Raw genomic sequence first — 13,623 nt, 5'->3', positions numbered from 1 at the left:
TCACGCCTTCGGCGGCTCTTTGCCTACGAAGTGTTGATGCATTTCCGACGTCAGGCTTTCGATGCGTTCGGTCAGGGTCTTGGTGATTTCGGTGAGCCGGGTGTTTTGCTCCAGCAGTTCCAACAGTTGCGCGGTGTGTCGCGCGGCCTGGGCCTGACGATCGCTGTTGGCCACGGCCAAGGCTTCACGATGGCGCGCATCGGCGTCTGACTGGGCTTTGTCCCGCGCCGCCTGACGCGTCTGGGCCAGCAGAATCAGCGGTGCGGCATAGGCCGCTTGCAGGCTGAACGCCAGGTTGAGCAGGATGAACGGGTACATATCGAAATCAGTCACGCCGGACAGGTTCAGGCATATCCAGACCACCACAATCAAGGTCTGGGCGCCGAGAAACGTCGGCGTGCCGAAGAACCGCGCAAAGGCCTCGGCGCGCAAGGCAAAACGGTCAGTGCCGAAAGTAGGTGCCAGATGAGCGTGAGGGCGATGGAAGCGCAGGTGATCGACGGGGCCGGTGGTTTCGGTTTGGGTTTCGCGGGTCGGGGTGCTCATGGTGCTCTCTGCATGGCCGCTGGGACTGAGGCTCACTATAGCTCCAGCACCAGTTTCATTCTGAAACACATCTCGGTGTTTCTACTCAGAGCGATCGGTCAGCGATAAAGCCGCGGACAGTGTCATTTTTTGCAGCTCGACTCAGAGCTCATAACAGGCCAGGAACATGTCTAGCGCCGACTCCACAACGGTGTGCTGCATCTCGGGCGACAAGCCTGGCTGGCCCATGGATATCTGCGGCCAGAAGGCAAAGGACTTGAGCAATCCCTGGACCTGTTGCGCGGCGAACTCGGGTGCGACCGGTTTCAATAGGCCATCGGCCTGGGCAGCGCGAATCCACACGGTCAGGCCTTCTTCGCGTTCACTCATTCGGGTGACCATGTTCTGCGCACGCTCGGGAGAATGGATGGTGGCGGCGATCGCCACCCGCGCCAGGTCGAGAAAATTGTCATCGGCCAGCATCTGCAGTTTTGCCTGCAACATCAAGCGCAACTGATCGCGCAGGGGCAAGTCAGGGCGATAGGCCGCTTCCTGTTCAGCCGTTACCCGCGCCCACAATTGATTGAGGATTTCGGCGAACAACTCTTCCTTGCTCGGGAAGTGGTTGTACACGGTGCGCTTCGACACGCCAGCGGTGGCGGCGATTTTGTCCATGCTGGTGATGTCGAAACCGTTGGCACGAAATTCGGCAATCGCCGCCTGGATGATGGCTTCGCGTTTACGGTCAGTGAGGCGCTGTGGAGCTGTCATAAATACGCTTAGGCAGGAAGAAGTGGGTAACTACACTTGGTAGTTTACTTGTGATCAGCTTTGATGCAACCTTGGAACTACACTGTGCAGTGTAATGTTTTGTTAATCCTGCCCAGTAAAAAATAGAATCTGCGGCTGATGCGTGCGTGCCTTGGCCATTTATCGTCCCAAACGGAAAATCGTCAATCGTGCGGTTTTTCTGGAGTCACTCAGTCATGGCCACTTCAACTTCTCCAGCGGATAACGCCTCAACGCCTGAAGCTTCACGACAGGCTCAAGGGCAGTACCGAAACCATGTGCCGGTGCAGCGCCAAGGTGTTCGCAAAACCTTGCGCATCATATGGAACATGATCTTCCATAAACCAGGCGACAGCCGTCCGTCCGCCCCGGTCCCGGTGCAAACCCTGACCCAGGCTGCGTTGATCGCTGCACCCAACCACAGCGTCTATCGCCTTGGTCATTCCACCGTATTGCTGAAGCTGCGGGACAAATTCTGGATCACCGACCCGGTTTTCGCCGAACGCGCTTCTCCGGTGCAATGGGCCGGCCCGAAGCGTTTCCACCAGCCGCCGATCGGCCTCGAAGAACTGCCGCCGATTGAAGCGGTGATCCTGTCCCACGATCACTACGACCACCTCGATTATCAGGCCGTCCTCAAACTGGCGGACAAAGCCCGATACTTCCTTACACCGCTGGGTGTGGGCGACACCCTGATCAAGTGGGGTGTCGATGCCAGCAAAGTACGGCAACTGGATTGGTGGCAGGGTACCGAGGTCGATGGCCTTCGATTCGTCGCCACCCCTTCGCAGCACTTTTCCGGTCGCGGGCTGTTCGACGCCAACAGCACGCTTTGGGCGTCGTGGGTGATGATCGACGGCGACACGCGGATCTTCTTCAGTGGCGACAGCGGCTACTTCGACGGCTTCAAACGCATCGGTGAACAGTACGGTCCGTTCGACCTCACGCTCATGGAAACCGGCGCCTACAACGTCGAATGGCCGCACGTTCACATGCAGCCGGAGCAAACCCTGCAAGCGCACATAGACCTTAAGGGGCGCTGGTTGCTGCCAATCCACAACGGCACCTTCGACCTGTCGATGCACGCCTGGTACGAACCCTTCGATCGTATTTTGGCGTTGGCCTGGGAGCGGAGCGTGTCGATCACCACGCCGCAGATGGGCGAGGCGTTCAATGTGATGCATCCGCAGCGTGGGCGCACCTGGTGGCTGGATCTGGAAAGTACGATGAAGGAAAAAGGGCACTTGGCTTGTAGCGGCTACAAGTCTGGATGAACTTTCGTACAGCGCCCGATCCTTGTTGCTGACAGTCGTTTCCTACGGCTTCGGTAGGCTGTGCGGCGAGTGAAATGACTCACTCGTGGTTAGCCATAACAAGGACGCTTTACATGAAGGACTGTTTCAAAAAACGCATGACAGCGCTGGCGCAGGCCATTCTGCTTTCGGTCGCGGGTTCCGCTTATGCGGATGGCAGCGCTGCAACATCAACCGCGGTCAACGCGCTCGAATACGCGAGTGTCAGCGAACTCACTGCACAGATGGAGCGTAACGAACTCACCTCTGTAGCATTGGTGAAGCACTTGCAGGCGCGTATCGAGGCACTGGACAAGCAAGGGCCGGCGATCAACGCGATCATGGAACTCAATCCCCAGGCCATCGAGATTGCGACGGCATTGGACAAAGAACGTGAGGATGGAAAAATTCGCGGTCCGCTTCACGGGATTCCGGTTCTGCTTAAAGACAACGTCGATACCGCAGACACAATGCAAACGAGCGCGGGTTCATTGGCCATGATCGGCCAACCAGCGGCAAACGATGCGTTTGTCGTCAAACAGCTTCGCGACGCAGGCGCGGTTATTCTCGGCAAAACCAACATGAGCGAATGGGCTTACGTTCGGCAAATGGGCTTGCCCCATGGCTGGAGTGGTCGAGGCGGCCAAGGGAAAAATCCCCACGTACTGGGCGCCGAAATGTGCGGTTCCAGTTCCGGTTCGGCCGCAGGCGTAGCCGCCGGGTTCGCACCACTGGCCATTGCCACCGAAACCAATGGCTCGATCACCTGTCCGGCCTCGGCCAACGGCGTGGTGGGTGTCAAGCCGACGCTGGGGCTGTTCAGCCGTTCCGGCATCATTCCGATCACACGCCTGCAAGACACTCCCGGCACCATGACGCGCACCGTTCGTGACGCCGCGCTCATGTTCAACGCCCTGCAAGGTGTCGATGCCTCGGACGCCGTAACCGGCGACGCACCGGTGGGTATCGATTACACCGCATTGCTCGCCACAGACGCATTGAGCGGCAAGCGAATCGGTTATCCGGTCGAGTACACAGGGCCGAACGGCACCGTGCTTCGTCCTGATTTTCAGTTCCTGATGGCTCTGGCCACACTGGAAGAGCAAGGCGCTACCTTAGTGCCATTAAAAGTCCGGTTGCCGAACATTGACGGTTACTTCAACGCGCTCATGGCGGGCATGAAACATGAACTGCCCGAGTACCTGACCAGCCGCTCCGGGCTGCCGATCCAAACGCTTCAAGCATTGATCGACTTCAACGAACTCAATCCTGGCCCCGAAGGTTACGGTCAGCAGATGCTCAAAGAAATCAACGAACTGGACATGACCCACGAACAGGCGACTGAACTGTTCGCGGCGTTCACGGCCGACTTCAAGGGCGCCATCGATGAGCAACTGTCCGAGCACAATCTGGACGCCTTGATCGCCGATGCCGACGGATACTCGCAATTCAGTGCCGCAGCAGCTGGCTACCCAGCGATCACACTCCCGTCGGGCATGAATGGCGACCTGCCCACCTCTGTGTTCTTTTACGGCCCGCGCTGGAGTGAACCTAAATTGTTGGCGCTGGCTTACAGCTATGAACAGGCTTCGTTAGAACGCCAGGATCCGGCGTTTAAACAGCAGTAAAGGGATGTAACCGGGCCAGTGAGTTTGCGGTGTCACTGGTCCGGTATGTCATGCTCAGGATGATTCCTTTTGCGTGATCCTGCGCAAACCCTTCAATCGATAACTTCACTCACTCAACCATCGCATAATCCGCCCGCCCCACCGGATCCGGTGTCGACCCTCTCACGTTCATCCCTCTGCCAGGTGCAAACCCCGGGAAGAACACCAGACCTTGCGACTCAAACCGATACGCCAACGCCAGCCGGGTGACGTCCAGCACATCGCGTTCAGCCTCGAAACGCTGAATGGCGTCAACGGAAACCCCGGACTCCTCGGACAATTCTTCAACACTCCAGCCCAGCATCGCTCGGGCCTGGGCACAGTGGGCGGGGGTGAACTGGAAGAGGGCGATACGTTCCAGGGTGATTTTCATCGCAAGAGTGGCCATGGTGTTCTCCGGGCTCGAGAGTGCTGATTCAAAATGTACTGTGTTTTTGTACAGTTGTTTTGATCCAGGATCAAACTCATTTTTTTGATTGATTACACTTTTCAGTCAGGCAGGAGCTTGGGAGCGACTACGCTGTTTCTATGCGGGACCCTGAAAGCTCAAGGCTTTCAACCCCGTAGCAGCAATGATTGAACGTCAGCTTTCTGATTTTCAATACAGGGAAAGGTGGCGTTTATGACGCAGTGCGTCACAGCGTTATGCAGGGAAGGGAATCATGAAAAGACTACGTCTGCTTTGTGCCCTGATCGGTTTTACAAGCCTGCCTGTCGTGGCTGATATGGCATCGTTAAGTAAAGAGGCCTTTGTCAGCAACCTGATAAATCAGATGACACTGGAGGAAAAAATCGGCCAACTGCGGCTGATCGCTATTGATGAAAAGATGACGCCCGAAAAAATACGCGAAGAGATCGCCGCCGGGCGAATCGGTGCTACCTACGGCTCTGTAAGCCGTTACGTAAACCGACCCATGCAGGACGCGGCTCAACAAAGTCGCCTGAAAATACCGATGTTTTTTGGCTGGGACGTGATACACGGCCATCGAACCATTTTCCCCATTGGCCTGGCATTGGCCTCCAGCTGGGATATTGGCGCTATCGAGTTAAGCGGTCGCATAGCGGCAAAAGAAGCCAGTGCGGACGGTATCGATATGACCTTCGCCCCGATGATAGATATCGCCCGGGATCCTCGTTGGGGACGCACCTCCGAAGGCTTTGGCGAAGACACCTACCTGGTTTCGCGCATTGCCAAAGCGATGGTTCAGGCCTACCAGGGCACAAGCCCGAATGCACCCGACAGCATCATGGCCAGCGCCAAACACTTTGCGTTGTATGGGGCTGTAGAGGGTGGGCGCGACTACAACAGCGTCGACATGGGCCTGGCCAGAATGCACCAGGATTACCTGCCACCTTATCGTTCGGCAATTGAGGGTGGCGCGGGGGCGATGATGGTGGCGCTTAACTCGATAAATGGCGTGCCAGCCGCTTCCAATGCCTGGTTGATGCAAGACCTGTTGCGCAAAGCATGGGGCTTCAAGGGACTGGTCATCAGCGACCATAACGGGATAAACGATCTGGTTCAGCATGGTGTTGCGAAGAATCACCGCGAAGCGGCCAGGCTCGCGATCAGGGCTGGCGTTGATATGAGCATGAACGATTTCTCCTATGGGCCGGAGCTATCGGGGCTGCTTGAGTCAGGCGCTATTTCCCAGAGCAATATTGATAACGCGGTGCGGGAAGTGCTGGGGGCCAAGTACGACATGGGGCTGTTCGAAGACCCTTACCGGCGCATCGGCGTTGCCAGTGAAGACCCCGCTGATAACAACGCCGAATACCGTCTGCACAGAACGCAGGCCCGTGAGGTCGCGCGCAAGACATTGGTGCTGCTGAAGAATGAAAATTCGCTCTTGCCGTTAAAAAAAGAGGGCGTGATCGCACTCATAGGCCCGTTGGCAAAAAGTACCGTCGACATCATGGGCAGTTGGTCCGCAAGCGGCGTGCCCGCGCAATCGGTGACGATCTACGACGGGCTGAAAAACGCGATGAGCCAAGGCTCACTGATCTATGCCCGAGGCGCCAATCTCGAGGAGGATCAGGAGGTCGTTAAATACCTGGAATACCAGGGAGTGTCCGAAATCGCGAACGACCCTCGTCCGGCAGCTGAAATGATTGACGAAGCGGTGAAGGCTGCACAGCAGGCCGATGTTGTGATTGCGGTGGTGGGCGAGCCCCGCAGTATGTCTCATGAAGCGGCCAGTCGAACCAGCCTTGATCTGCCTGGGCGCCAGAGTGAATTGATCACCGCGCTTAAAGCCACCGGCAAGCCGCTGGTACTGGTATTGATGAATGGCCGACCGCTGTCCATCGGCAAGGAGCAGAAGCAGGCCGATGCGATTCTGGAAACCTGGTACAGCGGCTCCGAAGGAGGCAACGCCGTTGCCGATGTGTTGTTCGGGGACTACAACCCGTCTGGCAAATTACCCATCACCTTTCCGCGCTCCGTGGGGCAGATCCCGAATTACTACAGTCACTTGAACACCGGTCGCCCCTACATAGCAGGTGCGCTTCGCAACTACACGTCTCAATATTTCGATCAATCCCACGGTCCGCTTTATCCCTTCGGCTATGGGCTGAGTTATACCGATTTCAGCCTGACCGACATGGCCCTGTCTTCGACCACGCTGAGCAAGACCGACAATCTCGTCGCCAGCATCATGGTGAAGAACATCGGCCAGCGCGATGGCGAAACGGTGGTTCAACTGTACATCCGCGATGTCGTTGGCTCCGTCAGCCGTCCGGTCAAAGAACTGAAGAACTTTCAAAAAATCATGCTCAAGGCCGGAGAGGAGAAAGCGGTCCATTTCAGCATCAATGAGAACGACTTGAAGTTCTTCAACAGCCAGTTGGAATACGCCGCCGAGCCGGGCGAGTTCCGGGTGCAGATCGGTCTGGATTCCCAGGATGTGAAGGAGCAGAGTTTTGAGTTGCTGTCAGAACAAGGCAGTGGCTAAGACCGATCAGTAAAGAAAATGAAGTGCCAAGCGCAGAACCTGTGGGAGCGGGCTTGCTCGCGAAAGCGGTGTATCAGGCAACATCAATGTTGACTGTGCCGCCGTCTTCGCGAGCAAGCCCGCTCCCACATGAATTGCGCTTGACCGGCTGACATTGGCGACTGTGCCCTCTCTATTTCACCCCTTCCAACCAAACGGACGGTGCCTGCCCCAGCACACGACGAAACATCGTCGAGAACGCCGCCGGGCTGTCATAACCAAAATCCAGCGCAATCCGCGTCACCGGCGTGCCCACCGCCAGCCGCGCCAAGGCCAGCACCACACAGGCCCGCTGCCGCCATTGGCTGAAACTCAGGCCAGTCTGCTGGCGGAACAAACGATTGAAAGTACGCAAACTGATATGCAACTGATCGGCCCATTGCTGCGGCGATTGATGAGTGTTCGGATGCTGGAGAAACGTCTGACACAACCCAAGCAGCCGCGAATCCATGGGCAACGGAATGTGCAACGGCAGGTGAGCGCTACGGGCCAATTCATGCAGCAGCAAGTCGATCAGCGCACCATCGCGCCCAGCCTCGTCGTACTCCAGCGCAACCTCCACCGCCTCCATCAACAAATGCCGCATCAACGGCGAAACACTGATCACCTGGCAGCGGTTGCCCAAATCAACCGCCCCCGGTTCGATGTACAAACTGCGCGTGCTCACCCCCAGCATCAACACCTCGTGCGCCACCCCCGGCGGAATCCACACCGCCCGCTGCGGCGGCACCACCCAATTGCCGTCATGCGTGCTCACCTGCATCACCCCGGTGGCACCGTACAACAACTGCGCCCGCCGGTGGGTATGGCGCGGCAATAGACGACCGTCGGGGTAATCCGTACCGATAGCCACCACCGCCCGTGGCGTATCGTCCAGCAGATCAATCGAAACATTGCGCATCGAGCGGCATCCAGCAGTTGGCGTAAACGCAAACATTATTGGCTTACTTGCTGAAGCAGGCCAAGCCCTAATACCAGTAAGTTAAGAGCAATCCATGTGGGAGCGGGCTTGCTCGCGAAAGCGGTGTGTCAGGCGAAATCAATGTTGACTGTGCCGCCGTCTTCGCGAGCAAGCCCGCTCCCACATGGATTGTTCTTTCACTCTCAACCAACGGACGATGCGCGATGTTCTTCTACCTCTTGCTGGCACTCTTCGGCTGCATGACCGGCGTCACCGCCGTGCTGTTCGGCTTCGGCGGCGGATTCGTCGTCGTGCCCTTGCTGTACCGCATGCTCACGGCCAGTCACGGCGCCGACGATCCCGTCAGCCAATCGGCGATGCACATCGCCGTGGCCACCTCGACCTGCGTGATGATCGTCAACGCCCTGATCGCCACCGCAAAACATCAACGCGCCGGTAATCTCATTCGCCGTTACGTGTGGCCGTTGGGCGGGTTCATCGGCCTGGGCGCGATCGTCGGAGCCGTTGCTGCAATGTGGGCGAGTGGCGAGCTGATCCGTTTTGCCTTCATCGCCTACCTCGGCGTGACGATACTGGACTGCTTGTTCCGACGCGGTTTTCTTACACAGTCCGACGCCGTAATCCCACGGCGATTGGGCAGGGCAGAAGTGTCTGGCGGCGGTGTAGGCATCGGCACCATCGCCACGTTTCTCGGCGTGGGCGGCAGCGTCATGACCGTGCCGTTATTGCGGCGTTGTGGGCTGAGCATGTCTCGGGCAACGTCCATGGCCAATCCGTTGAGTCTGCCGGTTGCGGTGGCCGGGACGCTGACTTACATGGCGATGGCGGGGTTTACCGAGTTTGATCTGGGGCCGTGGTTTATCGGTTATGTGGATGTGCTGGCGTTTTTGGTGCTGACGGCTGGGTCGCTGGTAGGGATTCGGCTGGCCACGCCGTGGATCGGGCGGATACCGGATCGGGTGCATGCGCGGGTTTATATTGGTTTGCTGGTGGTGGTGATGCTCAGTATGGCGATGAAGTGAAGTGCGCAATGAAGCTCGATTCCCTCCTGCAACCTCGCCATAATCCGTCCTCGTTCAACCTGCGCCGCCTTCAACCTGCCGGCGCTGCTTCCGACTCATTCAGGGATCGATTAATGCTCAAAGGATTGTTACGTCTGGCGCCAGTCGCCGCGTTGTTACTCATGCTGTGTTCCACTGCTCATGCCGAGGATGGGAGACGAGTGTTCACCGGCACGCTGGGCAAGATGCCAATCGTGCTGGAAATGAACCTCTTTCAGCCTGACGAAGTGACCGGCCGCTACTTCTATGAAAAGTACCATCGCGACCTGGAGCTGAGCGGTTCGCTGCAAGAAGAGACCCTGACGCTAACCGAAGGCAACAACCGCTACGGCGACGACAAACCCCTGCCGACCCTGAAGCTGCAAGAAACGGCCAACGGCTGGCAGGGCGAATGGAAAAGCCCCAAGGGTAAAATCCTGCAAATGCAGTTGACCGAGGCCAAGCTGCCGGCACCGGCGGCGGACGCCTTGCCCTTCATCGCCGCGCTCCCGAAAAGCGATCCTTATGAATATCTTCGCCTGCAAGGCTTGAAGCTCAAACCGGGCAAGAAAGAGTCCTTCATGGGCTACGACCTGCAATGGTGGACGCAGCCCGAGTCCACTCTCTCCATGTTCAGCATCGAGTCCGGCTACCCGAAAGCCGACCAGCAGCGGGTCAATCAGCAATTGTTGGAGCGGCTCTGGAGCGAAGTCATCAGCTATCACGGCTGTTTGCTGCAAGGTGGGCAATATGCCGAGTTCGACCAAGGTGTCAGCCCCCAATTCCTATCGCCCGATGTGGTCAGCCTGAGCATCGCCACCAGCTACAGCTGCGGCGGCGCTCACCCGGATTTTGGCGATTCACCGATCAACCTCGACGTTCACACCGGTCATAGCCTGTCGCTGGACGACGTGCTGTGGGTTGGCAAAGGCAAGCCACTGCTGCACGCCGATCGCGACAGCGCGGGCGACACATCCTTGACCGAGGAAGAGAGCAACGCGCGATTCACCTATCAGCGCGAAGTGTTCGTGCCGTGGCTGATCAAACAATTCACCACACTGTACCCCGGCGAAATGCAGAAACCGACGGACGAGAATGACTGCGACTACACCGACGAAAGTGTTTGGGGTTATTCCAACTGGCACTTCACCGCCAAAGGCCTGTACCTGGGACCGTACTTCGCCCGCGTGCAACGCAATTGCGATGATCCGGGTTGGTCAGTGCTGCCGTACGCCGTGGTCAAGCAACATCCCGGCGCGGTCAAACTCCAACTGCCTCAGAACTAATTCCTAGCCCGCCGCCAACCCCGGCGCTTCACGAATAATGAAGTGATCCAGATTCTCAATATTCGCGCTAAACACCCCGAACGTCTGTTCGGGGTTTTTCTTGCTCGGCACCTGCTTCAACTCCGGCGTTACCCCATAAAAGAAGCAATACAACTGCGCCTCACTGTCGACGGCATGCTTGATCTCTTCCAGAAACGCTTTGCGCTTGCGGTAGTTGTCGATCAGCTTCTTGCTCAGGTAAACATTCACCGAGTAAGGCTTCTTCTTCGCCTCGTCCGGTTGCTTGAACCAGACCTTCTGTTCGAAATCGATGCGAAAGCTCTGGGTGTAATCCTTGATCTCCTTGATTTTTCCCCAGTAAATCAACCCCTTGTTGTCCTGCAGGTATTCGATCTTCTTGAAGAACGACCCATAAGGCGCCGTGTGCTCGCCAATCTTCAGCGGCATGCGCTTGAGCAACTCCTTGTCCTCGAAGTTCGACACAAAACACTCCACCGGATGGGCGAAGACACTGGTCTTGTCCGGCGCCGACTCCCGGCTCGGATGCTCGACGTTACTGGTCGCTGAAGGCACTCGCGGCTCATCGCGCATAACATCCGCCGCCACCGCCGGGCTGGAGGGCTTACGCACATACTCACGCCGAGTCAGCAACAACTCCGACGGAAAATGCTCCTCCCGACTGTCATCCGATTCCGCACCGTCCGCCTCCAGGCCCGACGCCGGCGTTTTCAGACTGACATAAGGACAACCCTCGACATGCCGCGTGCTGGGAATGTTCTTGAAGTGCGGCGTGCGCACGTAATTCACATTCTTGGCGTTGAACGTCCCCAACACATTGGTCGTATCAAACGCCGAACGGCAAGCATCGTAGGGGCACTGGAAGTGCTCCTTGGCGGAATCGAACTCCATCGTCTCGTCGAAATTCAAATCGCGCACGTCATAGATCGACAGTTTGTCGTCGAGGCTGAGGCAGTAGGCGAGGTCGAATTTCATGGCGGGCTCGGGTCCGTGAGAGGTGAGGAAGGTATTAATAGCGGGTAGTGAGTTATGGCGCACGCGCTATTGAGCAATAGCGCTTAGAAATAATGGCTCTTCGCCCTGTTACGTATTGAAACCCTTTGGTACTTTGGCGGTGGTAGGAATTTTCCTACAGCAATTGTCGATAAAGGGCAGCACTCGTGGCGATCAAATCGGTTTCGAAGGAACGAATAGACAAAGCAATGCTGGAGTTTGATCGTAAATTTCGGAGTAAGCGCGAGTGGCAGGGCTGGGAAAATAACTTAGCTCACCGTTACGCCGTTCACGCGGGTGGTGAACTGTATCCGGCGAAGAAAATCGTCTCTCTGGCTACCGGCATTGCCGTAGGCGAATTCTCCGGTGGGCACCCGACCAACAGTTACCTAGAGAAGCGAGGCTTCACTATTGTGGAGTTACCGCGTGGGGACGGCGAGCCGGTGTTGCAGTTCACGCCGGGGGCTGTTTACGACCGAAAAACTGAGATCAATGGACCGTTCGGTGGGAGCCTGCAAAGCGGCATTGCAGCGTCCGCTACCTACCCTGTGATTTTTTTGTTCACGGGCGATAGCGGTGAGCAATACGGGTACGCCGACCATTGGGAAGACGGCGCCTACTTCTATACCGGTGAAGGGCAACGCGGGCCGATGACTTTGATCCGAGGCAACCGAGCCATTGCTGAGCATGCCGAGGTTGGCCGAGCGCTGCACTTGTTTAAGTCCCTCGGCAAAGGTAATGGCTACGCTTACGAGGGCGAGTTTTCGTGCGCCGATATGTTTAACCGGACCCAGCCGGATGTGAGTGGTCAGGCGCGGACGGCGATTGTTTTTCGGTTAGTTCCTGTGGGTATTCCTCGTGGAATGATTGAGGCTGAAGAAGAGGATGAGGATAAGGATGACCTTCCCGACTCTCTGGCTGCTGCGAGATTGGCTGCGCTGGCTGCATGTAAGCCTTGCAGTGATGAGTTAGGGCAATCCGCTCCGCGTAAGATCTATCAGCGCAGCCGAAAGGTTGCCCACTATGTACTGATGCGTGCTCAGGGGGAATGCGAGAGCTGTAAGATGCCGGCTCCTTTTATGAAAAAGGATGGCACACCCTACTTAGAGCCACATCACGTAAACCGGCTCTCAGATGGTGGGTTAGATCACCCACGCTATGTGGGGGCTGTGTGCCCAAGTTGCCATCGGGAAATTCATTCTGGAGTGCACGGAGCGTTGGTGAATGAGAGTCTGAAGCTACGGTTGGAAGCAATTGAAGGTTGATTGAGCTTTCTTCTTTACGCTCATAACATCGCCGAGGGGTGAAAACCCTCGGCGATACTGAGTGGCCATTACGATTGCCTACGAAAACTCCTACAGAAAAGACCGGGCATCGCTAAAGCGATTCTACAAATACGTTCTAACCCACCGAATGCTTCGAAGACTGAAAAACCTCCACAACCTTCCGCCACCAAGGCTTAACCACCGGGACCCGCCGACGTGTGCGATTGAGCAACAGATAAGGCATGTCCCGCAGCCGAATCCAACCTTCATCCTGCCAATGCAACAGACTCAACGACATCTCCGGCCAATCCAACAAACTCAACATTGGCCGATCCACGTTTTTCGACTGCTTAGCATCGCGCAAGGCCGGTACTACCTGATGAGTCAACCACTCACGTAACAACCGATTCCCCGGCGCATAGTGATACACCAGCAACGCATATACACCGGATTCGCTGAGCATCAACCGCTTCTCTGGTTGGCCGTGGTAGTCAATCAGCAATGTATGCCGTTGATCCTCATCCAGTTTGCTGACCACGCGATCATTCAGATGGACGCCCATTAAGCGACCCAGATCGCGGGCGCAGAACCATGGTTGATTTTCCAAGAGTAGGGCATGGAGGGGGAGGTGTTGGCGGGTGAAGATTGTTGGGATGAAGGGCTCAGACATGGCCGATCTCCACAGCGGGGGGGCAGCGGGGTGTAGTTTCTGTGAGCATACCTATTACCTCTACGTATGAATTTGAAGAGAGCCGGAGCCCGACGTAGAGGACGTAAGAAATCCCAACAAACCGTTTCTTTCTCACAGGCTTGCGCATATATCGCTGATATCA

Annotated in this window: 12 protein-coding genes; 6 read left to right on the top strand and 6 right to left on the bottom strand. The window is 56.8% G+C overall.

Features of this window, described 5'->3' with window-relative positions; all coding sequences use genetic code 11:
• Together KVG95_RS11470 and KVG95_RS11465 are read right to left on the bottom strand one after the other, a co-directional pair.
• Complete coding sequence (locus KVG95_RS11470) at positions 1-546, bottom strand: DUF1003 domain-containing protein (protein WP_217856541.1); 546 nt, start codon at positions 544-546, stop codon at positions 1-3.
• A 141-nt stretch (positions 547-687) separates the two neighbouring features.
• The gene (locus tag KVG95_RS11465; RefSeq protein WP_217856540.1) at positions 688-1,296 is read right to left on the bottom strand and encodes a TetR/AcrR family transcriptional regulator; all 609 of its coding nucleotides are present in this window, start codon (positions 1,294-1,296) and stop codon (positions 688-690) included.
• 215 nt (positions 1,297-1,511) lie between these two features.
• Here KVG95_RS11465 and KVG95_RS11460 point away from each other — a divergent pair, with 215 nt between their 5' ends.
• Together KVG95_RS11460 and KVG95_RS11455 are read left to right on the top strand one after the other, a co-directional pair.
• Entirely contained in the window at positions 1,512-2,588 is a 1,077-nt protein-coding gene (locus KVG95_RS11460; protein WP_217856539.1) for an MBL fold metallo-hydrolase, read from the top strand.
• Positions 2,589-2,701: 113 nt separating this feature from the next.
• Positions 2,702-4,234 carry an amidase family protein gene (locus tag KVG95_RS11455; protein WP_217856538.1) on the top strand — a complete coding sequence of 511 codons (1,533 nt, stop codon included), beginning with the start codon at positions 2,702-2,704 and terminating at the stop codon, positions 4,232-4,234.
• A 109-nt stretch (positions 4,235-4,343) separates the two neighbouring features.
• Here the strand turns inward: KVG95_RS11455 and KVG95_RS11450 are convergent, their stop codons facing one another.
• Positions 4,344-4,661 (bottom strand): helix-turn-helix domain-containing protein, encoded by a 318-nt coding sequence (locus KVG95_RS11450; RefSeq protein WP_038979406.1) that lies wholly within the window; start codon positions 4,659-4,661, stop codon positions 4,344-4,346.
• Between the two features lie 337 nt (positions 4,662-4,998).
• Between KVG95_RS11450 and bglX the strand changes: the two genes are divergently transcribed.
• A complete protein-coding gene (gene bglX / locus KVG95_RS11445; protein WP_437180794.1) occupies positions 4,999-7,227 on the top strand; it encodes a beta-glucosidase BglX in 2,229 nt (742 codons plus the stop codon).
• A gap of 172 nt (positions 7,228-7,399) precedes the next feature.
• Here the strand turns inward: bglX and KVG95_RS11440 are convergent, their stop codons facing one another.
• The gene (locus KVG95_RS11440; RefSeq protein WP_217856536.1) at positions 7,400-8,167 is read right to left on the bottom strand and encodes an AraC family transcriptional regulator; all 768 of its coding nucleotides are present in this window, start codon (positions 8,165-8,167) and stop codon (positions 7,400-7,402) included.
• Between the two features lie 224 nt (positions 8,168-8,391).
• Here KVG95_RS11440 and KVG95_RS11435 point away from each other — a divergent pair, with 224 nt between their 5' ends.
• Both KVG95_RS11435 and KVG95_RS11430 read left to right on the top strand, forming a co-directional pair.
• Positions 8,392-9,210, top strand: coding sequence for a sulfite exporter TauE/SafE family protein (locus tag KVG95_RS11435; protein WP_217856535.1), 819 nt, complete (start codon positions 8,392-8,394; stop codon positions 9,208-9,210).
• Positions 9,211-9,323: 113 nt separating this feature from the next.
• Entirely contained in the window at positions 9,324-10,514 is a 1,191-nt protein-coding gene (locus KVG95_RS11430) for a hypothetical protein (protein WP_217856534.1), read from the top strand.
• A 3-nt stretch (positions 10,515-10,517) separates the two neighbouring features.
• On the opposite strand, the gene KVG95_RS11425 is transcribed toward KVG95_RS11430, so the two are convergent.
• On the bottom strand, positions 10,518-11,507 hold the full coding sequence (locus tag KVG95_RS11425; RefSeq protein ID WP_217856533.1) for a hypothetical protein: 990 nt from the start codon (positions 11,505-11,507) through the stop codon (positions 10,518-10,520).
• Between the two features lie 185 nt (positions 11,508-11,692).
• Here KVG95_RS11425 and KVG95_RS11420 point away from each other — a divergent pair, with 185 nt between their 5' ends.
• Entirely contained in the window at positions 11,693-12,790 is a 1,098-nt protein-coding gene (locus KVG95_RS11420) for an HNH endonuclease (RefSeq protein ID WP_217856532.1), read from the top strand.
• 136 nt (positions 12,791-12,926) lie between these two features.
• Here KVG95_RS11420 and KVG95_RS11415 read toward each other — a convergent pair whose 3' ends face one another.
• Positions 12,927-13,460, bottom strand: a complete 534-nt coding sequence (locus KVG95_RS11415; protein ID WP_217856531.1) for a BRO-N domain-containing protein — start codon at positions 13,458-13,460, stop codon at positions 12,927-12,929.
• Between the last annotated feature and the right edge of the window lie 163 nt (positions 13,461-13,623).

Source organism: Pseudomonas farris, from assembly GCF_019145235.1.
GTDB lineage: Bacteria > Pseudomonadota > Gammaproteobacteria > Pseudomonadales > Pseudomonadaceae > Aquipseudomonas > Aquipseudomonas farris.
This window is presented reverse-complemented; position numbering and strand designations above follow the sequence as displayed.

Bases quoted from the DNA above. Each gene is read 5' to 3' on its own strand.
- KVG95_RS11455 (WP_217856538.1), top strand. From the start codon at position 2,702: ATGAAGGACTGTTTCAAAAAACGCATGACAGCGCTGGCGCAGGCCATT.
- KVG95_RS11435 (WP_217856535.1), top strand. From the start codon at position 8,392: ATGTTCTTCTACCTCTTGCTGGCACTCTTCGGCTGCATGACCGGCGTC.
- KVG95_RS11440 (WP_217856536.1), bottom strand. From the start codon at position 8,167: ATGCGCAATGTTTCGATTGATCTGCTGGACGATACGCCACGGGCGGTG.
- KVG95_RS11450 (WP_038979406.1), bottom strand. From the start codon at position 4,661: ATGGCCACTCTTGCGATGAAAATCACCCTGGAACGTATCGCCCTCTTC.
- KVG95_RS11425 (WP_217856533.1), bottom strand. From the start codon at position 11,507: ATGAAATTCGACCTCGCCTACTGCCTCAGCCTCGACGACAAACTGTCG.
- KVG95_RS11460 (WP_217856539.1), top strand. From the start codon at position 1,512: ATGGCCACTTCAACTTCTCCAGCGGATAACGCCTCAACGCCTGAAGCT.
- bglX (WP_437180794.1), top strand. From the start codon at position 4,999: ATGGCATCGTTAAGTAAAGAGGCCTTTGTCAGCAACCTGATAAATCAG.
- KVG95_RS11430 (WP_217856534.1), top strand. From the start codon at position 9,324: ATGCTCAAAGGATTGTTACGTCTGGCGCCAGTCGCCGCGTTGTTACTC.
- KVG95_RS11470 (WP_217856541.1), bottom strand. From the start codon at position 546: ATGAGCACCCCGACCCGCGAAACCCAAACCGAAACCACCGGCCCCGTC.
- KVG95_RS11415 (WP_217856531.1), bottom strand. From the start codon at position 13,460: ATGTCTGAGCCCTTCATCCCAACAATCTTCACCCGCCAACACCTCCCC.
- KVG95_RS11465 (WP_217856540.1), bottom strand. From the start codon at position 1,296: ATGACAGCTCCACAGCGCCTCACTGACCGTAAACGCGAAGCCATCATC.